This is a genomic window from Vibrio sp. PID17_43, assembly GCF_002608565.1.
In the GTDB taxonomy this organism is placed as follows: Bacteria; Pseudomonadota; Gammaproteobacteria; order Enterobacterales; family Vibrionaceae; genus Vibrio.
Window position 1 is genome coordinate 33972 of the sequence record NZ_LIXM01000003.1, and the last position, 20396, is coordinate 54367.

The window sequence follows — 20396 nt, forward strand, 5'->3', positions numbered from 1 at the left end:
AAAGTGCATGTTGTATAGACGGCATGCACTAATTAGACACAACCGTTTTGACATAATCACTCGGCATTAGGCCGAACTTGCCTTTAAACCGTTGGCTAAAGCGAACTTCTGCCAACACTTCTCGTTATTGAGTACCTTCTTGCTTAAGCTTACGAATCATAGTCGCACGGCTCATAGCAAAACGCTCCGCTACAGCCTCCAGCTGTGTTCTTCTCCAGGAGAATGAGCCAGATAACGACTTAACTTTTGGCTAAATGTCGTATTCGAGCCCGCAAATAGATGATGCAATACACCGCACTCAGCAAGCGGTTGGTACCATTACATTCAACAAATTAGTGCTGATAAACCTCTAATTGGGCTTATTGCGTTCATTCTAATGACTATAACTTCTCGACCACACACACCGGCGAGCCCATCTCGTATGTATGTCCAGTTGGGATCAATTCACCTGTATCTGGGTTTCGACGGAAACTCATGAGATTATTGGAGTGCTGATTAGCAACCAGCATCCACCGCCCATCGCGCGATAGAATCAAATCTCTCGGAAAAACGCCGCCACATTCATAAATCGCGAGCCTGTTAGGCACTTCATCTGAGACATCAAACACCACGATTTTATTTTGCGCTCGGCACGATACGTACAGGAACTTATCGTCGCTAGAGAGACGAATGGCGGCAGCCGCCTCTTGGCTTACTTCATCCATCATCAGCTTAGTTTGATTCACTAAACGCCACAGCCCTTCATGCTTGATGAGCTTAACCAAGGTCTCTGACAGCTCACAAACAACATAAGCCACCGTTTCATGGCGATTGAACACCAAGTGACGCGGTCCAGAACCCGCTGGCATTTCCACACTTTGAGCTAAAGAGAAAGCCTGTTGATTCCTGTCATAGTCGTATAAATGTACACGGTCACTACCCAAGTCAACAACAGCAAGTTGGCTTAAGTACTTTAAAAACGTTACCTGATGAGCATGGGGAGAGGTTTGACGTTCTTTGTTAGGTCCATAGCCTGGGATAAGTAAATCAGCGATAGGGGCTAACGGTTTGCCCTGATCATCAAGCGAGTAAACGACAACATTCCCTGAACCGTAATTCGCCACGGCAAGCAACTGATTAAAACAATCTACGTGGCAAGGGTAATCGCCATCAATAGGGACGGTGTACTCCTTCTCCGCCTTTGAAAAGGTCAGCGCAGCTCCCTGCTTTCTATCGACTTCGCTAAAGGTGTAAAGACCGTGTTGGGTCAATGTAAGGTAAGACGGATTTCGTAACACCAATCCATCATCAAGCCTTATAATTTCACCTGTTTGAGCATTGAGCCCGACACGGGCAATACCTAAACTCTGGCTCGGTGCATCGGTATAGGTTCCAACATAAAATTGCAAATAATCATTGACTGGCATAATGACTTCATTGGTTTGGAATTGTTCTAGATACCTTGCCGTCCGAGTCGCCAAACAGCAATCTATTCTTGCAGTCCAATTGCATCTTTGATGCACACATCACCCTTGGTTGTTTTTTGCTCTAAATTAACGTTTGGATTCTACCCCGGCAACACATTGCTGACTTTGAACCACCCTGCGATGCTAAATCTTGTCCTGTTGCAAGTGAGTACCTCATGGGGATGTTGCTCAGAAAAAAACAACAATAACCGCCCTGCTTTAGGCAAAATTCGCTGTAATTCACGCTCTCTCTGATCATAAATAACCAGTTCACCTCCATCAGCAGGCTGCCAATTGTCATTTAAGTAGAGCACGGTAGATACCCTCCTGTAATTCAGCTTCTGGAAGCTATCTAGGTGTTTCTTATAGAAGCAACCAGGTCGATATTTTGCAAAGTGTGCTTCGTAATCGTCCAATCCCAAATAGAGTTTCTGATTCATCACCTTTTTAACTTGTTTCATCCGGGTAAGAAATCGTTGTACTGGCTCACCGAGCTCACTTGAAAGCCAACAAATGTCGTCACTTCTAATATTACGTTCAAGCATTTTCTTATCGTGGTGCCCGACATGCGCTTCTTCCCAGCGGTGAGGCAAACAAAACCTTAAGTGTTCAACCTGATCCGGTGTCAGAAAATCATCCCATACATAGTAACCTTTAGATAAAAGCGAACTAATGAGCTGCTGCATATTTTCTCCTCAATATGAACCATTGAAAAATCGATACTGCAATGACAAGCCTTAGTATAGACAAGCGTAGCTAGAGCCCTAAAAACCTTTACGTTGACCAAAGGAATCTTAGCGTCATAAAGCCGCTCAATTTACCGAGTAAAACGATGGTGGTTATGTCAAAATGCACAATCTCAACTGACAAGTCGGAAAGTAATGAATTATCAAGCTGCTATTTTCGATATGGATGGCCTACTGCTCGACACTGAGCGCGTCTGCATGCAAATATTCAAAGAAGCATGCGAAGTACAAAACCTTCCGTTCCATAAACAAGTTTATCTGTCCATCATTGGCCGTAATGCTGCGGGTATCGAAGCTATCTTTCGTAAAGCCTACGGGGACGACTTGGACCGCCTGCATCAAGAATGGCGCACGCGTTACAACGCAGTGGTACAGCACCAAGCTATCCCAGTAAAGGATGGGGTAATTGAGCTTCTAGAGTGGTTAAAGTCTCAAGGCATTCCTATCGCCGTCGCGACATCAACCGCGAACGAAATCGCCAAGAAGAAGCTCGAGCTTGCGGGGTTAAGTGAGTACTTTGATAGCCTGACAACCGGTTGTGAAGTAACTCATGGCAAACCAGATCCTGAGATCTATCTATTGGCGGCACAACGCCTCAATGCTAATCCATTACAATGCTTAGCGTTTGAAGATTCTAACAACGGCGTTCGCTCCGCAGTAGCCGCCAATATGGTGACGTATCAAATCCCTGATTTAGTTGAACCATGTGAAGAAGTGCGTGGATTTGGCCATGCGATCGTTACATCATTGCATGATGCGTTAAACGAAATCAAAAAATCTCGATGACCTAATACTTTGATAGTCAAAGGCTTTCTATGAAAAAGCCATCACCTTTCGGTAATGGCTTTGTTTGTTAAGTTTAAGCTTTTGTCGCTTATTGCGGATCAAGACCCAGCTTTTGCAGTACTAGCATAAAGTTATCACGGCGTTCTTTCACGTTGTGAACGTCACCAGTCGAACAGGTCAAATCCGGACAGCCACGGTTTACAATGCCAGAAACGTCATCGATGAATTGTGAACCTTTCAGGCCACCATCAACGTAGTTTTTCAGCTCGTTGTAGTAGTTCCAGCCAGCGTACTGACCGCCTTCGTCATTGTAAGCCTGTACCGATGTTACCCAGTAGAACAGACCTGCAATCCACTTAATCTCTTTGTTCTCTTCAGAGCTACAGATCAAACCTGGGTTTGAACAGAAATCAAGTTCTGCGTATAGCGGGTTCGCTGGCGGCGCTTCAACCGTTACGCCATCAATCGTTTTGCCGATTGTTTCAGGATCAACGTGTGAACGGCCTAGGTAATGGTTAAGAGTGCCGAAGTTCTGACGACCAGTCGTCTGGATAACGCCACGACCCCACCAACCACAACCTTCTACACTCTCTTGGCTGCTGCCATCCCAAATAAACTTACCTGCTTTTTGGCCAACGTAAGTCTTACATTCGTCACGTTCCCATACTTGCTTAGACGTATCTACACTTTCTGGTACGTCGTTACAGTGGCCGTTGTTCGTCCAGCGACCAACAGCACCATCAACAAGTAGACCTCGCTCTTCTAGTACCGTGTCAGGTGCCGCAAATACTGGCGCTGGTGCACCGTACCATTTGGCGTGCGTCAGAGCGCTCACTTCCATCTTGTTATCGCGTGGACAAGAGTAAGCGTAGTCTAAACCTGATACTGGATTCACACCGTAATCCGCGTATTTCTGACCCAACTGGCCACAACTCGCTGACATCGGGTAATCCGTTGGTGCGCCGTATTTCACTTCAGACCAGTTGTTCTCGTCACATGCGTTGTAACGGATAGTTTCTTGCATACTTTGTGCTAAGAATGCAGCAATCGCAACTTTCGCGTATTTGATGTTGGTTTCATCATCGATACCATCGTTCATCAACCAGAACTTGTTGCCAGCCACACCGATGTTGTGCATTGCGTTCAAGCCGTCCAAGAAGTCATTCCACTTGTACACAGTAGAAGGAACCCATTGCGATTGCGGCGTTTCATATAGGAACGCTTCATTATCCATGACAGACTCAGCATTCGCTAGCTGTTGGTTCAGTGCTTCAATACGAGTTAATGAGCCTTTCTCTAACTCTTCACCCACGTAGTACAGTGGCACTTTCGCATCTTGGTAACGCTCAATTTTAGCCGTTAACTGTTCGCTATCTTGGTTGAATAGTAGTGCAAATACGTTGCTGTACGCTGCTTTTCGAAGTTGCGGCTTACCTTGCGTGTCACCCATGAAGTAACCCGCGGTTTGATCCGTTGGCATGTTTGCCAGCATCGCAGGTGTCTTCACGTAATCTGTCACTTGTTTCACGTACTCTAGTGCGTTGTGCCATTGGTCGCTTGATAGTGCGTTTGTTACGTCTGATTTAGTGAAGACAACAAAGTCAGCTTTGTTTGCAGCGTCTGCTTTGTACAATTCAAAGTTATCGAGTAAATCTGCGGTGAAAACTGACGCTTCATCCCATACAGACTGACGACCTGAATGAGTATCGTAAGCAAAATCACCGATGTTTAGTGACCAACCATAAGTTGCTTCTGGTGCAAGTGTAGCGATGATCACGTTGTGCGCTTGCGCCCAGCCTTTCACATCATTGCTCAGTGCATTGATGACATCAACGTCGATGTTGCTGCCGGTAATATCTACCGCATTAATCAGCGCATCTTTAACCGCAACCGTACCGAAAGACTCACCTTTATCTTGTGTCGCTTGATCAAGTACATCACTAGTAATGATGATCGATGAAGCTCCTGCATGCTCAGCTTGTTCAATGAAAGAAACAAATGCGCGTGTTAATGCGTCGGTATCTGCTAGCACGTCACTGTTGTTCGCGCCAATTGTCAATGTTGCTGGTGCGCTTGACGATGGGCTAGCAACAACAAACGTATTTGGCCAACCTGCAACTTCTAGACGAACTGGGTCCATTGGGGTTTGTAGTGATAGAAGCGGCGCTGTACCAGGCTCTGTGCCGTCACAGTTTAGGTGAAGAGCCCAAGATGCATCGCTACCAGGCACGGATTGTGTCCAGTAAATCGCGGAGTACGCGATATTTTTGTGGACCATAATGTCACCACCTGTCGCATGATCACCACGCGGCCAGTCTGGGTAGACATTAAAGTCAGCACATAATCCACCTGGTGGTGGCGTTGGTGTGGCTACTTCTTCGACAGTGATTTTTACACGTGCTGTGGAAGATAGATCTTGGGCATCCGTTGCAACCGTTTCAAGTGCAATCGCACCGACTTCAGAAGCTTTCCAATCACACGCAAACTGCTTGGTTGTTTGTGCGTCAAATTCACAAATTTGCTTGTTATTTGCTTTTACAATAACACGCGACAAATCATCGTCTGCATCCGTAGCACTAACAGAAATCGATACGGTTTGATCCTTTTCGATGATCGAGGCATTCACAGGAGTCACAAATCTTACTTCTGGCTTCTCGAAATCCTCACCAGCTTCCTCTACTGAAACCGTTATCGTTTGTTGCTCTACCAATTGGTTATCTTGATCAAGTACACGAACTTGAAGCGTTACATTGCCTAATTCGCCTGGAGTCCAAGACTGTGAGTAAAGCGTTTGGCTAGGCGCAATATTTTGTTGGCCTAGTTTGCTATTGTTAGCCCAAAACTCAACTTTAGAAATTAACTCACCTTCTACTCGAGTTTTGATGATCGTCGCTTCATCAACATTCAGTGATTGTCCCTGAGTTGGTGAAACAAATGAGAGTTCATGTACTGTCGGTACGTCAGGTTCACCAGGGTTTCCTGGACATTCAACAGTATCCCAAAACCATGACTCTGCACTTGGTGCTTCCCATACACCAGGGTTATTTTTTGCAACAAAACACTCGCCGTCATAGATAACCAGATCGCCATTATTTACTTGGGTTTGACCCGGAACAAACGGGATCACATCATCAGGAATGATTGGTGGATCTACTTCTTTTGCTTTTACGGTAATGCGAACTGAGTGTTCTTTCTTCACGCCCGATGCATCTTCAACAATCGCTTTAATCGTGTGAGCACCTTCGCCTGCTGCTACCCAGTTTGCTTGAAAAGGCGCATTAGTCACACTCGCAACTTGCTTACCGTCAACATGGAACGTCACGCCCTTAACGTTAGTATTTGTTGCTTTTACGTTTGCTAGCATGGCGACCGTTTGGCCTTCTTCAAACTCAGCACCATTTGCAGGTGACGCAAGTTGAATAGAGATTTCTGGTTCACCAACGTCACCTTCATCATTTGCCACTAGACGAATCGTATTTTGAAGCAGAGAAAGATCCAATACACCATTAACACCAAGCGTTAGCTCAATACTTTCACCCGGTTGAAGTAGTGACTTGATCCAACTGCCATCAGCAAAAGACAGTGAAAGTGTATTGTAAAACACACTGCCTTGTGCGTTGCTGGTAAATTTCAGTGCTGGGTAACTAATCCCTTGTGCAGACCATGATGGCGTCGACATTGACATGTTTGAATCAAACACAATTTTCGCGTCGCGCAATTCAACCGGCTTAGTGCCATCATTAGTCAAGGTGACTTTGTATGTATTCCACCATTGGCTCTCAGAACCAACAACAGTTGCATCTGTACTAACTGCCGCGTGAGCTACCGGCAGTGCCATTCCGATCGTAAGTGCTAAAACACTTGGCATGATAGCTAGTGTATTCTTTCTCATAATTAGGGATTTATAAAAACAATAAAATGGACAAGCATTATAGGTGCGAACTTTTTTCGCGGCACAGCAGACGCATGTAACGAAATGTGACTAAGCTTACACTTGTAATTATGCCAAAATAAAAACGAATTTTTTCGCCAAAATTATGGCAACCAGAAAAATAGCGCCCAGCACACAAAATTTTGAGACTCTAGTTCAAAGTCAATAAAGTGTGCGCCAGATTAAAAAAAATCAATTTGCTCATCACAAAAGACGATGCTATTTGCCATCATGCAAATTATATGCATCCAAAAATAATATTGTTACATAATAACAATTATTGAAATATCTACTTACACGTTGGTATGAAAAATAACCTAATCAACCATTACATATGTTATGAAATACCCATGCATTACATAAAAACTTGACGCAAGTCACGTATAAATTGATCGCTCTTAGATCAGATATAAAGTGATCACACCACATGTGTGTTGCGTACAACTTTGCTTAAAAACGTCAATATCAGTATTGAAGCACGTTGTTTTGCCGAAATTAGTTGATAATGAGATGTTTTGTACTGGCTTGGTTTGATTCCAAACTAGCCCGAAATAAATAGGGAGAATGTTATATATGTCTTTACGTTTAGGCGCAGCAACCCTCGCACTCATTGGAATAAGCTTTGGCGCACAAGCAAGCGCAGAGTGTGAAGTATCCATTGATGCCAATGATATGATGCAGTTTTCAACCAAAACGTTAAGTGTTCCGGCGACATGTAAAGAAGTAAAACTGACGTTGAACCACACTGGTAAAATGCCGGCTCAGTCGATGGGTCATAACGTAGTAATTGCAGATACCACCAATCTACAAGCGGTGGGCACAGATGGCATGTCTGCTGGCATGGATAATAATTACGTTAAGCCTAACGATAACCGCGTGTATGCCTTTACAGAAGTCATTGGTGGTGGAGAGAGTACATCTGTCACCTTTAGCACCGAGAAGATGACTGCGGGGGGGGATTATTCGTTCTTCTGCTCTTTCCCTGGTCACTGGGCAATCATGCAGGGAAAATTCGAATTTAAGTAAACTTAGTGAATAAGGGAAGCCTATTAGTATTGGCTTCCCTTTTGACTTACAAAAAACAGCGTGACGCTCATCCATGCCTACAAACTTATTTATTGAGCCTGTTTTCTATTTATATGGATGACAATAGTTACTCTTGTTGTTCCAGAAAAATGTCTGCTAGAGGTTGTGGTCGTGCAAAGAAATAACCTTGTACTTTATCGACACCACATTTTTTTACGAAGTCATATTCACTCTTAGTTTCCACCCCTTCAGCAATAACTTCACAGTGAGTAATATGACCGAGTTTCACCACCAACTGATAGAGGTTTTGGCCCTTTTGATCATTTACACCTCTTAATAGAGACCGATCAAGTTTGATTTTATCAAATGGGTACTTAAGCAAGTGTGGGAATGACGCATAACCAGTACCAAAATCATCCATCGCAATTCGAATACCTTTCGCTTGCAGTGCTTCCATTGTTTTGATCAAAAAAACCTTATTACTCAGAATTGCCTCTTCCGTAATTTCAATCTCTAACCATTCTGGAGAAACATTGTAGTACTCTAACCTTGCAAAAAGATGCTCAACAAATTCCGCTTTTTCAATAGTCGCTACCGAAATATTAATCGCAACACGACATGCTTTGGATAGCGTCATCTTTTGCATATCTGCCAATACCTTCTCAATCACTAACTTATCCAGCAAAGGCATCGAATTCAACATTTGGAAATCACTTACAAACGTGGGTGGGCACAACTGACCATCTCTATCAACGTATCTCAGTAAAGCCTCGTAAGAATAGACATTATCATATTGAGTGGATTGCAGCTTTTGATAAAACATCACTAGCTCCCCCTCACTCATGATCATATTCAAACGTTTTTGTGCCATCGACTTACTCAGACTCGTATCGTTTGAATCTTTAACACTCCTCAGCAAAGTGTTAAATACCGAACGTTCAATGCTTGAGTATGCGTTACTAGAACGAAACTGAGCAACATATTTCCCTGCAAAAGCCGAATAAAATGGTTGATAAATAAAGATACCAACCACAATGATGACTAACTGAAGTATAGAGCCCTCAATTCTGTCTCCCAATGCTAAATAACCACTGTATAGCGGAGGGGTCATCCAGTTAACAATGTTCTCAACGGGTGATACCACCCCTGTAGAAATACAAACATAAGTGATGACAAAGCTCACTAAAGGCACTAATACGAATGGCACAATCAATAAGGGATTAAAAATGATTGGCAAGCCAAAAAGCAGTACTTCATTGATGTTGAAGATGACCAGTGGCATCGCTGTCAACGCCAATATGACATGATGGCGTTCTCTGGCAAACAACAATACACAAAGCAACAAACTGATGCTGTTTCCTGATCCCCCCATCGACATAAATGCATCATAGAAACCTTGGCTAATCACGTTTAGTGAGGCATCTCCAGCTTGCCAAGCTGCCATATTTGCTTCAGTCGCTGCATATATCTGCTGTTTGGTGGTAAATAGCATGTTGTGACCATTAATACCGATAGCACCGAGAATACCCAGTATCATCTGATAGATCAGCCCACCTTCAAGGGTCAATGGATCCGCGCCAATATCACGGATAACCCCTCTCAAGATCGCTATCAAAACAGCTGCAATATGTGATAAGGCCAGTGCGACTAATACAAAAGTAAAAAAATGCACAACATGTTTGATAAGGCGAGATGAAAAATCTAACGCTTGTGGCTCTAATAAACGTATCTTGAATATACTGCAATAGACATATGTCATCACCGTACTAAGCAATGCCAGTAAAGGGTTATTTGGCAACATGTAAGTCGTAGACAAGCTTCCATTCTCTATCGAGGCTAGATAGAACATGATCATTGAATAAATAATGAAAACGGCGCTAGATACATTTGTCTTATGTGACAGGTAATAACCCGCAACGACGCAGAATGCTGTTGGATATAAATTGATTAAGATGTCTGATACATGAAACAGCATCCGTGATAATTCAGAAAACTCAGACAAGCGAAAAGCGTGGCCTAAAAAGATCGCCAATGCATTCGATAAAGTCAGCGGCAGCAACAACAGTGCAATCGAAGCCAAATCCGTTAAATAGGATTTAGACCCCGAACGCCACGAATCTGTCATCGCTAATACGCGATGAAACAAACCAGAATTAAATGTTAAACCAATTTTCATGGATAGTCTTATCGTTAAAAGTGCGCTAAACCGTTAATTAAACAGCCATAATTACAACCGCCACTGCAAGCTAAATGGCTGGTTTTACCGCCTTTCTTGAATTTTTGTGGAGTATTCAGGTGCTGAATGCTGGTGGGACAAGATAATAAAGACTATCGCACAAGAAGTGATTGCAGGCGTAATTTAACTGTTATATGCGTCTTGAACCATTAAGGTTATTTATCTTAACGACAATGTATTAATTTTATGATTAAGAAAGCTAACGTTTAATGCTCATTTCCTGATGGAAAACGCTGTTCGTACAACTCCATAAAGTCTTGACGAATCAAGTGTTCGAGGTGGTTTGCTTTGTCAGTTGGGCAGAAAATCATAATATGCACGATTTGTTCGCCATTGATATTGCTAGAAATATGAATATGTGGCTCTGCCCCTGGTAGGTCGACACCCGCGTGTTTCTCTATCATTGCATTGTAACGGTGAGCAACATCAGAAAAGTAACTGCAATGTTCATCAATCTTATTGGTCAGCAATGGTAAGATTGGATATAAATTTACAAAGTCTCTAACCACGATAAAAAAGTTATGATAAACGTAGCGTTTCATAAAATTGAGATTTTTTACTGGGTATATAAAAAACATACTATTCGGCAATGTTGCCGTTTTACCCGTGTAATGATATTGACCATGGTATAGATCAATTTCTTGAATCACTGTCGCCATCATATTGTGTTCAATCACTTCTCCACACAACTTGCCTACTTCAATCCAATCTCCAATACGAAATGAACGAGAACTTGCACGTTGAATCGATCCGGTAAAGCAAAGAATGATCTCTTTCGAAGCAACAACAATCGCAACAGCAATCGCAGTGACACTAAGGGCAAATTCGCTGATCTCAGATTTCCAAAGAATAAACAAAATGATCAACGTAATAGCAAAGGTGCCGTTTTTGGTCCTCGACATCCAGCTGCGTTGTTTTTCTGTAATGAAGGCATCATCGCCACGGATTTGCGACAAAATCAAGCGACGCAAAATCATAACGACGAACAGAATTAATGCAGTGAAAACGATTTTGTGAGTAAGAAGAAAATCGACGACTAACTGCACTTTCTCCATTTCCCGGCTCCCTATTTAGTTTGAGTAGATAGATCCTTTAGGTTAGAAGCTAACCCTCGCCAGAACAACCTTATCAAATTATTCAGTCGGTTGCCCCAGTTCGCTCTGTTTAAATACGATAAACGCACGGCGGTTTAACGCATAGGCTTCTAGAGACTCTTCGTTGAACAGGTTAAAGTTCACCAAAGACATTTATCTCCCACACGAACTGCGATGGGTCGATTTATGTTTTGAGTTACGCCATCACAGTTTGTGCACGTCGATCCGCTAGTTACTCATGGCTTTGTTTCCAAATTCGAGTTAAAACGCGCCTAACATGTCTAATTATTAGGTAATCACCTTCGTTCCGACATACCTAGCCCTGTGAGCTTGTTTAACGCTTTTATCATAGCGTAAGTCTCACTAACCTGAGCATTGTATTTTCTTAAGCTTAATGTACCGCCGAGCCGTTTTTTAACACGGAACATCGCCGTCTCGGAGAGCGAACGTTTATGGTAGCCGTACATCTTTTTCCAATGCTTATTTTAACCATATAGCTTCTGACGGCCGACCGCTAGATTGCGGAGATGACCCCGTACCCAGAAGGCTGCGCCTTCCCTGCGAGGAATGATCGGGACAGCTTGTTTGATGCTAATCGCTTCTTAGCACAACCTTATGTTATAAGCACCATCACCAGATATCTCAATGATTCTTAGGCGCATCTGTTTAAGCAAATTTGGAAGCGCTTCAGCGTCGCTCACATTTAATAAACTCAACTCAGCAATAGATACATAGCAATCCTGCATTGAATCATGTACAAATGATGCCCCACCTTTGCGCTTCCAAACTCAAATCGCTTTGATACCAACTCGTTGTCGCTGGCGTACACCAATGTCAGTGATTTGTACCTATCTCTGGAAAAGTACCCTCTGGCAGTTGAACTAGCCAAACTCGGCGCGAAAGCATCGAATAAAGTTCGTAATTCAGTGAATGAAACCATCTGTCTATTGAATGTGGGAATGGGATTAGGGCAACTCGGTGATTCAGATTCTACCCTGTAACATTGCCACCAACCACTAGCCATTGCTAGAACGATTTCGGACAGACGCATAGAAGCAATATCAACATCATCACGTTTATCTGTTTGAACAACTGGCTATTTCATTGGAAAATTTTGTCCAGAGAAAGCACCTACAGTATGCTCATGCCCAGCTAGATAAGCTATCGAAAACAGACCCCTGACAGGACTCTATAACCGATATCAATTAGGCAATATCGCACCTACGTTGATTAAAACGCGCTACATCTAAGCAGAAACGCTTGGCGATTGCCATTATTGATATTGATTACTATTAAGGATTCAACGACTACTATGGGCATCAACAAGGGGATATCGCGCTCACATCCGTAGCGAAGGTACTTCAAGGTGTTTTCAATAATGCAGGTGAGTACCTACGCATTAGCGCGAATCGATCTTCACAGCAGATCGAATCTAAACTGATTCTGCTTCAAAAACGAATCGAACAAATGAATATGATCAAGCCCTCATCGATATGCTCAGAGCGATTAACCTTGTCAATGGGGGTTGCAAACTTTACTCAATTTTCATCGCTCAAGCCAAGCTTTGAATACTTGTTTAATCTCGCAGACAAAGAACTCTATCGGGAAAAATAGCTCATCAGACATGATTTTAGCATTGTGACTCGAGTATTAACTCCTGAAGAAGGTGGCTTAATCCAATAAGCTGTCTTGATAGATCATTTTCTTACTCATTCCGTCATCAACAATAAGGTTGTGACCATTAACAAAATCGTTGTCTGGATGAGTAAGGAACAAACACGCATTAACAACATCTTTTGTTTTTCTGTCTTCATTGTTTCTCATCGTTTTGCCTAAAAAGCCAATATTTGGGGTGTATGTATTCCCCAGTCTCTTGAGGGTACTTGGGATAACACGATATGAGAACACTTTTGCTTTTCACAAAACGTGATATGCGCACAAGAAATCATCCCAACGTTCACTTTAGTCATCGCAATTAGGTAGGTGTTAGAAAGGTTCCTACATAGGTACAGGTGAGACCAAAACATGGCATCAAGCAAGCATATGACACTAAGCCCAAACGGGGAATATACAGAAAACAACTAAATACAAATCAACAGGCCCTAGTTCTTTTCAAAAACGTTGAAGCCATCCATTAACCTGTCATCGATAAGTCTGAAACATTTTCCTTCGCCCAAATCAGGGCTTGAACTCTATTTTTTACATCTATTTTTTTGAAAATATTGTGCAAGTGAGTCTTTACCGTATTTTCACTGACAAATAATTGCTTCGCTATTTGTTGATTTGATGCCCCCATCGAAAGAAAATCGATAATTTGCTGTTCACGTTTGGTCAATACGGTAGGTGTATTTTTATTGATAGGTCGACTATGACGACGCAAATGTGCGATATATTGCTGAGAAAATTCGCGACTAAACCACATGTCGCCCTGTAGAATTCGACCAATACCTTTTTGCAAGGTGCCTATATCATCGGACGTATAGAAAATCCCCGCCAACGTTTGCCAAATAAACAGTTCTTCGACCGACAAAGTTTTGTCACAATTGATCAAAACTTCTATCGTCTCTTTGAAAGCCGCATCTTTGAAGTTGATGTAGCGAGAGAACACATCCTCAGTGACAACGGTATAATCAAAAATGATGGTGGAAATGGTTTCTGTAAGGACAGGAGGGGTTGAGAGCTTTTCTGGTGTAATCAAAATAACATGAATACTAAGCTTCGTTTCCAAGACGTCCTTTAACAAAGATGACTGCAAACTATCTTCAGTGACTAAAATTACGTTCCTTATTCTCTTATCGTCCATCCTATTCACTGCACCCACGTTATTTTCCTTAAGATATTCAATAGGTTTAATTACCAACGTGATAAAGTCAAGTATGAAAATAGTAGTACCAATATGTAAATGATTGATATCTCAATAATTGGACAGTATAAGAGAATTAATAAGCTGATTAAAAAAGGGAGTAATAAACTCCCTTTTGATTAATGTACTGGTACTGAATTTTTCTGGTTGAACTTGCCAAAGTATTGTTCAAGAACCTCAGGAGTGAGCTTTCCTTCCGCTTCGAGCCTTTTCAGTTCAGCTGCGATTTCTTTTTGCTCTTCTAGAGAAGGTAGTTTTATTTCCGGCTCCTGAGCAGCCTCTTGAGAAATTTGTTCTAGTTCTTTTTCGAAGTCATTCATAGTACTTACCTAAATATATAGTCGTGAAACTTGCAAACTAGGTCTATTCTATCCAACTCTACAGCTTGAAGCTACCAACCATCGTATCCAAGCGAAAGGAAAGCGCCTGTAAACCTCTACTTGCGTCTGCAAGTTCCTCTGCGGTTGCCGTTGCGAGTTGAGTATTTCGGTCAGAAATGTCTGCAGCTGACGAGTACTTCTACCGCTTAATCGTTTAAATCCACACCTTAAGATGTGATCACTTTACCCGCTTCCATCGCCGTCACCGCATCTTGTACGTCACTTTGTAGTTGGTTGAACAAGGACAGCAAAAGTAAGACCAAGTACAACCTTTTGTTTAATACTCAGAGAATTGGATTTCAACATATCTGGACCTTTGAAAGAATCACTCATTACCCCCCCCCCAAAAAAAATTTAAACTAGGGCATGTTTGCATGACACCTGTGCCACCTAGCTTGTATCAGCCCAAGCCTAAATATCTCATGCAAAGTCTCATATTTTATGTAAATCGAAATGTAACACCCTGAATCTGTGTTTTTTAGATTTCTACAATGCTTGCAATCCGCACTTACGCCCCAATATTGCAAAAAATAAATTACGCAAACGCTAAGGGAACTTTCCCCACTTAGCAGTGACCAATATTCACAGTAAAAATCCTATGGATATCCGAGAGTCCAAAAAATGCACAAAACAAACTTCGAAACTCTTCAGCGCTACTTAGAGTCTCAGATCATTGGTCAGCATGATCTCGTTAAACAGCTCCTTATTGCTCTACTTGCCGATGGGCATATCTTGGTTGAAGGTCCTCCAGGCTTGGCTAAGACCCGTGCGGTGAAGTCTCTATCGGATTGCGTAGAAGGTGATTTCCACCGTATCCAATTCACACCCGACTTACTGCCAGCGGACTTAACCGGCACTGATATCTTCCGTCCAGAAACCGGCGAATTTACCTTCCAGTCAGGTCCAATTTTCAACTCACTGATCCTTGCCGATGAAATCAACCGTGCGCCTGCTAAAGTGCAAGCTGCAATGCTTGAAGCAATGGCTGAGAAGCAAGTGACGGCGGGAAGAAACACCTATGCGCTACCAGAGCTATTTTTGGTAATGGCGACACAAAACCCGATTGAACAAGAAGGTACTTACCCGCTTCCAGAAGCACAGCTCGACCGTTTCTTGTTGCACCTTAATGTAGATTACCCAGATGCAGAGCATGAACTGGCGATCCTACGCATCAACCGTGGTGAGGCAAAAGGCGAAGCGACGATTGAACGCCCAAGTTTGAGCCAAGAAGACATCTTCACTGCGCGCAAAGAAGTGCTCAATATTCACATGGCAGACGCGATTGAGCAATATATCGTACGTCTCGTGATGGCAACTCGTCAGCCAACGGAATACGACCATGAGTTAGCGCAATGGCTAGCCATGGGTGTCAGCCCACGTGCCACTATTGCCCTTGACCGCTGCGCTCGAGCACACGCATGGTTAGCGGGCCGTGACTTTGTCTCTCCAGAAGATGTTCAAGCCATGGCTTACCCTGTGCTACGCCACCGTCTACTGCTTAGCTACCATGCCCAAGCAGAAGGCATCATAGCAAATCAGATTATCGACAAGCTTCTTAATCTTGTAGGTAGCGCATAACGTAGGTAGGTGACATGTCTGCATCATATGCATTGCCACCTCATGCGAATGGGGTGACATTAACCCTTGAAGAGCTACTTCAATATCGCACTCAATCGGTTCGCTGGCTGCCACCAGCACAGAGTATTTGGTCGCAAATGAGCGGTAACCATACCAGCCGTCAAAAAGGTCGTGGTATGGACTTTATGGAAGTACGCCAATACCAAGCGGGTGATGATATTCGCAGCATCGACTGGCGAGTCACGGCTCGAACGGGTAAAGCGCATACCAAGCTGTTCTCAGAAGACAAAGAGCAAGCGGTTATTTTATACATAGACCTCAGCCCAAGTCTTCACTTCGGCTCACAGTATGTTCTTAAGTCGGTCCAACTGGCACACTTCGCTAGCGTCTTGATTTGGCTGACGTTAGCCAAGAAAGATCGCATTGGCGCGGTGATTGATGATGGTTCCCAGTGTATTGAGTTCCGCCCTTCTTCTCTACAAAAGCAAGGGCTGAGAATTCTTGACGCGATAGTGAATAGTCACAATCAATTGCTTACGAGTCAACAAGCTGACAGCACACGCACGCTGCCTTACATGAGCGCAATTGAAACGCTGCACAACCTTACGCCGAAAGGCAGTGAGCTCATTTTACTCAGCGACTTTGCACAAGTGGAAGAGAAAGAGCTGGTTCAACTGCGTCGATTAAAGCAACACAACAGCGTTCGTGCCGTGCAATTTTATGATCCTTTAGAGCGAGGTGAAACCGACTTCCGAGGCCAAGCGAAAGCATCTGATGGTCATCGAAGTCAGTGGTTTAACTTCGGTTCAAAGGGACAGCGCCAGGCGTTGGAATCTCACTTTGTTAAACATCAGCAAGCCATCAAACAGCAGTGTCATTCGATGGCGATTCCATTTAACAGTCTGTCGAGCGGATTACCTCTGGTTCAACAGTTAAGCTAACGAAAGCAACAACATACAAATCCTTCAAGCAGTAGTAATAATAATGACAACGAATAATCAAAGCCTAAACCTTGAACCTTTAATCCTACCGAATGCACCAGATTGGTTCCCACTTGCTTGGGGTTGGTGGGCAGCTCTGGGTTGTGTAATTTTTACCATCTTGATTGTTGTACTTTACTTAAGATGGCATTCAAAGCGTCTTGTTGCCAAGAAGACCGCATTGAAACTGTTGACCAATCCGATCACACCACACACACCGTCTTCTGCATTAGAGGTGCTTCGTCAAGCGGCTTTGAGTTACTTCCCTCGTGAAGAAATCGCGCCATTAACAGGCTCTGCTTGGTACGAGTTTCTTGATAGCTGCACCAAAGAGACTCGATTCGTCGATAAACAACAACAGTGGCAAGCGGCGCTGTATCAAAAATCCGGTCAAGAGCAACATCAAGATCTGATTGAGGATTGTGCTTTCTGGATTGCAACCGCATTGCCACCGAAGAAAAAAGGCAAAAACTCGTGACTGAGGCAACTCTCGTTTCGAGCCTCTCTCAGTGGTTGAATATTGAGTTTGTCTGGTGGTGGGCATTACTGTTACTGCCCCTACCTTGGCTGATTTATAAGTTCTTCCCTGAAGAGACTCAGCAAGCTGAAATTAAGCTGGCGTACTTGCCAGACAACAAACACAACAACAAACCAAAACAGATAGTGCAAAAAGTCCTGTCTGTTGGTGTGTGGACTCTGTTGGTTGTCGCTTGTGCTCGCCCAGTTTGGTATGGCGATCCGGTTGAGTTCCAACCGAAATACCGCGATATGATGTTAGTGGTCGACTTATCTGGTTCCATGCAGAAAGAAGACATGAACGACAATGGTGAATACATAGACCGTCTAACCGCTGTCAAAAGAGTCTTATCTGACTTCGTAGAAAAACGCCAAGGTGACCGCTTAGGTGTGGTGCTATTTGGTGATCACGCTTATCTACAAACGCCGCTAACCGCTGACCGTAAAACCGTGATGCAACAGATCAATCAAACCGTCATTGGCTTGGTTGGTCAGCGCACTGCGATTGGTGATGGTATCGGCTTAGGCACTAAAACCTTTGTAGACAGTGACGCACCACAACGTGTGATGATCTTGCTCAGTGATGGCAGCAATACTGCTGGTGTACTTGATCCGCTTGAAGCCGCTGAAATCGCTAAAAAATACAACGCAACCATCTACACCGTAGGTGTGGGCGCTGGTGAAATGATGGTCAAAGACTTCTTTATGACGCGCAAAGTCAATACCGCCTCAGACCTTGATGAGCAAACGCTGACCAAGATTGCAGAGATGACAGGTGGTAAATACTTCCGAGCGCGTGATGCCAAAGAACTTGAAACGATCTACGACACCATTAACCAGCTAGAGCCCGTTTCTACTGACACCCAAACTTGGCGTCCTCAGTCGGAATGGTTCCCTTACCCATTGGGCGCTGCACTGGTACTTTCCGTGTTCCTGTTTGTTCTGAGGAGAAAACATGGCTGAGTTTACTTTCTTAACCCCTTATTGGTTGTTGGGTTTGCTCGTCATTCCCGTTGTCCTTGCTGTTAACAGCCAATACAGAACCAAAAAGTCATCGTTGATTGCGCCTCATTTGGCAAAAATGCTTGGCTATTCAGTGAAAACTAAGCACTACTTCGCCATTTGGGGAATAGCATGGGCAATCGCTTGTATCGCTTTAGCAGGCCCAAGTTGGCAATCCAACACACGACCGAGCTTTGAACTAAACCAAAACCGAGTGTTAGTGCTGGATATGTCGCGCTCTATGTACGCAACGGATGTGAAACCAAATCGCCTGTCACAAACGCGTTATAAAGCGTTGGATTTATTGCCGAAATGGAAAGAAGGCTCAACAGGCTTGGTTGCGTACGCCGGTGATGCTTATACGCTTAGTCCGCTTACGACAGATTCCAGCACACTCGCTGGCATCATCGAAAACTTGTCTCCTGAGTTAATGCCTTATCAAGGTTCCAACTTACCATCAGCGATTGAAACCGCGCTTGGCCAGTTTACTCAGGCGGGCGTAAATCAAGGTGACATCGTCGTGCTGGCAGATGATTTGGATGACTCCGAATTATCTCGCTCATTAGCGTTATTAAACGGTAAAAACATTCGAGTATCAGTACTCGCTATCGGCACATCAACTGGCGCACCAATTGCTCTTCCGGATGGTTCTTTAATGAAGAGTCGACAAGGCAACACTGTGGTAGCGAAAACTAATCTGAAAAACTTACAGAAGCTAGCTAAAGAGACCGGCGGATTATTTGTGCCAATTCAACACAATAACCGTGACGTTGAGAACATTGCCGAGTTTACCAACAACGCGAGCAACAACCTTGCCGCCAAGCAAAGTGAATACGTGAAAACCGACTCTCGCTTGAACGGCGGTTTCTGGTTGCTACCTCTGCTCTTGTTCCCCACAGCCCTACTCTTCCGTCGAGGCATGATTTGGCTGCTGGTTGCGACGGTGTTACCGATGAGTTGGACGCCGAAAGCAGAAGCGAATGCGTTCTTGAATCAAAACCAACAAGGTGAGCAGCTTTATCAACAAGGTGAGTACGAAAAAGCCCAAAGAACCTTTACTGATCCTAATTGGAAAGGTGCAGCAAGTTACCAAGCTGGAGATTACGAAAGTGCGATAGAAGCATTCTCCAATAATCCAAGCCTTGATGGCCGCTACAACTTGGCAAACGCACTTGCTAAGAACGGACAACTTGAGGATGCAGCAGAGCTCTACAAGAACGTGATTCAAGAGAAACCAGACTTTGAAGCTGCGAAAAAGAACTTGTCGGTTGTAGAGGAGAAACTGAAGCAACAGCAGCAACAGCAGCAACAGCAGCAACAGCAGCAACAGCAGCAACAGCAGCAACAGCAGCAACAACAGCAACAGCAGCAACAGCAGCAACAGCAGCAACAGCAGCAACAGCAGCAACAGCAGCAACAGCAGCAACAGCAGCAACAGCAGCAACAGCAGCAACAGCAGCAACAGCAGCAACAGCAGCAACAGCAGCAACAGCAGCAACAGCAGCAACAGCAGCAACAGCAGCAACAAAAGTCTCAAAATGACGCTAAAAAAGAGCAAGGACAGCAGTCACAAAACCAGAAAAAACTTGAAAATAAACAAGAAAAGCAAAACGCTGAGCAACAAAAAGAGACACAAGGCGAACCAACGCAGGCACAAGCTCAGCCAGGGGAAATGCATCAAGATGATCCCGAGTTTCGCCGCTTAGAAGCGGTAGAAAGTGCACGTGACCCTAGCTTCTTGATTCAAGCTCAAATGCAGCTTCAAGCGCAACAAAAACAACGCCCACAACAATCTAATAAGGAGTGGTAAGTC

Annotated in this window: 16 protein-coding genes and 5 pseudogenes; 9 read left to right on the plus strand and 12 right to left on the minus strand. The window is 43.8% G+C overall.

What is annotated here, in order from left to right; all coding sequences use genetic code 11:
* Nucleotides 1-28 precede the first annotated feature (28 nt).
* The 3 genes and pseudogenes from AK965_RS02765 to AK965_RS02775 all read right to left on the minus strand — a co-directional run.
* A pseudogene (locus tag AK965_RS02765) lies at nucleotides 29-315 on the minus strand (AraC family transcriptional regulator); the annotation flags it as partial.
* 65 nt (nucleotides 316-380) lie between these two features.
* A complete protein-coding gene (locus AK965_RS02770) occupies nucleotides 381-1406 on the minus strand; it encodes a lactonase family protein (protein ID WP_099078176.1) in 1026 nt (341 codons plus the stop codon).
* 140 nt (nucleotides 1407-1546) lie between these two features.
* A complete protein-coding gene (locus AK965_RS02775) occupies nucleotides 1547-2131 on the minus strand; it encodes a 2OG-Fe(II) oxygenase (RefSeq protein WP_099078177.1) in 585 nt (194 codons plus the stop codon).
* A gap of 195 nt (nucleotides 2132-2326) precedes the next feature.
* Here AK965_RS02775 and AK965_RS02780 point away from each other — a divergent pair, with 195 nt between their 5' ends.
* Nucleotides 2327-2977, plus strand: a complete 651-nt coding sequence (locus AK965_RS02780; protein WP_099078178.1) for an HAD family phosphatase — start codon at nucleotides 2327-2329, stop codon at nucleotides 2975-2977.
* A gap of 88 nt (nucleotides 2978-3065) precedes the next feature.
* On the opposite strand, the gene AK965_RS02785 is transcribed toward AK965_RS02780, so the two are convergent.
* Entirely contained in the window at nucleotides 3066-6845 is a 3780-nt protein-coding gene (locus AK965_RS02785; protein WP_172438058.1) for an Ig-like domain-containing protein, read from the minus strand.
* A 636-nt stretch (nucleotides 6846-7481) separates the two neighbouring features.
* Between AK965_RS02785 and azu the strand changes: the two genes are divergently transcribed.
* Nucleotides 7482-7934, plus strand: a complete 453-nt coding sequence (azu, locus tag AK965_RS02795) for an azurin (protein WP_099078179.1) — start codon at nucleotides 7482-7484, stop codon at nucleotides 7932-7934.
* Between the two features lie 127 nt (nucleotides 7935-8061).
* On the opposite strand, the gene AK965_RS02800 is transcribed toward azu, so the two are convergent.
* From AK965_RS02800 to AK965_RS02815, 4 genes and pseudogenes are all read right to left on the minus strand, one after another.
* Nucleotides 8062-10110, minus strand: a complete 2049-nt coding sequence (locus AK965_RS02800; protein ID WP_099078180.1) for an EAL domain-containing protein — start codon at nucleotides 10108-10110, stop codon at nucleotides 8062-8064.
* Between the two features lie 266 nt (nucleotides 10111-10376).
* A complete protein-coding gene (locus AK965_RS02805; protein WP_099078181.1) occupies nucleotides 10377-11225 on the minus strand; it encodes a mechanosensitive ion channel family protein in 849 nt (282 codons plus the stop codon).
* A gap of 78 nt (nucleotides 11226-11303) precedes the next feature.
* Nucleotides 11304-11505, minus strand: a pseudogene (locus AK965_RS20880) (OmpA family protein); the annotation flags it as partial.
* A 55-nt stretch (nucleotides 11506-11560) separates the two neighbouring features.
* A pseudogene (locus AK965_RS02815) lies at nucleotides 11561-11986 on the minus strand (transposase); the annotation flags it as partial.
* 90 nt (nucleotides 11987-12076) lie between these two features.
* Here AK965_RS02815 and AK965_RS20200 point away from each other — a divergent pair.
* Complete coding sequence (locus tag AK965_RS20200; protein WP_143699928.1) at nucleotides 12077-12265, plus strand: hypothetical protein; 189 nt, start codon at nucleotides 12077-12079, stop codon at nucleotides 12263-12265.
* A 310-nt stretch (nucleotides 12266-12575) separates the two neighbouring features.
* Nucleotides 12576-12878, plus strand: a pseudogene (locus AK965_RS20885) (diguanylate cyclase); the annotation flags it as partial.
* A gap of 57 nt (nucleotides 12879-12935) precedes the next feature.
* Here AK965_RS20885 and AK965_RS02825 read toward each other — a convergent pair.
* The 4 genes and pseudogenes from AK965_RS02825 to AK965_RS02840 form a co-directional block, all read right to left on the minus strand.
* Nucleotides 12936-13088, minus strand: coding sequence for a hypothetical protein (locus AK965_RS02825; RefSeq protein ID WP_253252652.1), 153 nt, complete (start codon nucleotides 13086-13088; stop codon nucleotides 12936-12938).
* 310 nt (nucleotides 13089-13398) lie between these two features.
* Complete coding sequence (locus AK965_RS02830; protein ID WP_099078349.1) at nucleotides 13399-14067, minus strand: LuxR C-terminal-related transcriptional regulator; 669 nt, start codon at nucleotides 14065-14067, stop codon at nucleotides 13399-13401.
* 179 nt (nucleotides 14068-14246) lie between these two features.
* A complete protein-coding gene (locus tag AK965_RS02835) occupies nucleotides 14247-14447 on the minus strand; it encodes a restriction endonuclease subunit S (RefSeq protein ID WP_099078183.1) in 201 nt (66 codons plus the stop codon).
* Nucleotides 14448-14505: 58 nt separating this feature from the next.
* Nucleotides 14506-14749, minus strand: a pseudogene (locus tag AK965_RS02840) (methyl-accepting chemotaxis protein); the annotation flags it as partial.
* A 379-nt stretch (nucleotides 14750-15128) separates the two neighbouring features.
* Here AK965_RS02840 and AK965_RS02845 point away from each other — a divergent pair.
* Genes AK965_RS02845 through AK965_RS02865 form a run of 5 tightly spaced genes read left to right on the plus strand, consistent with a single transcriptional unit; the run spans nucleotide 15129 to nucleotide 20393 of the window.
* On the plus strand, nucleotides 15129-16085 hold the full coding sequence (locus tag AK965_RS02845; RefSeq protein WP_099078184.1) for a MoxR family ATPase: 957 nt from the start codon (nucleotides 15129-15131) through the stop codon (nucleotides 16083-16085).
* A 14-nt stretch (nucleotides 16086-16099) separates the two neighbouring features.
* Nucleotides 16100-17026, plus strand: a complete 927-nt coding sequence (locus AK965_RS02850) for a DUF58 domain-containing protein (RefSeq protein ID WP_099078185.1) — start codon at nucleotides 16100-16102, stop codon at nucleotides 17024-17026.
* Between the two features lie 43 nt (nucleotides 17027-17069).
* Nucleotides 17070-17543, plus strand: coding sequence for a DUF4381 domain-containing protein (locus tag AK965_RS02855; RefSeq protein ID WP_099078186.1), 474 nt, complete (start codon nucleotides 17070-17072; stop codon nucleotides 17541-17543).
* A complete protein-coding gene (locus tag AK965_RS02860) occupies nucleotides 17540-18544 on the plus strand; it encodes a VWA domain-containing protein (RefSeq protein WP_099078187.1) in 1005 nt (334 codons plus the stop codon). Before AK965_RS02855 ends, AK965_RS02860 begins: the two co-directional genes overlap by 4 nt.
* Nucleotides 18537-20393 (plus strand): VWA domain-containing protein, encoded by a 1857-nt coding sequence (locus AK965_RS02865; protein ID WP_099078188.1) that lies wholly within the window; start codon nucleotides 18537-18539, stop codon nucleotides 20391-20393. The genes AK965_RS02860 and AK965_RS02865 overlap by 8 nt, the downstream gene beginning before the upstream one ends.
* Nucleotides 20394-20396: the final 3 nt, after the last annotated feature.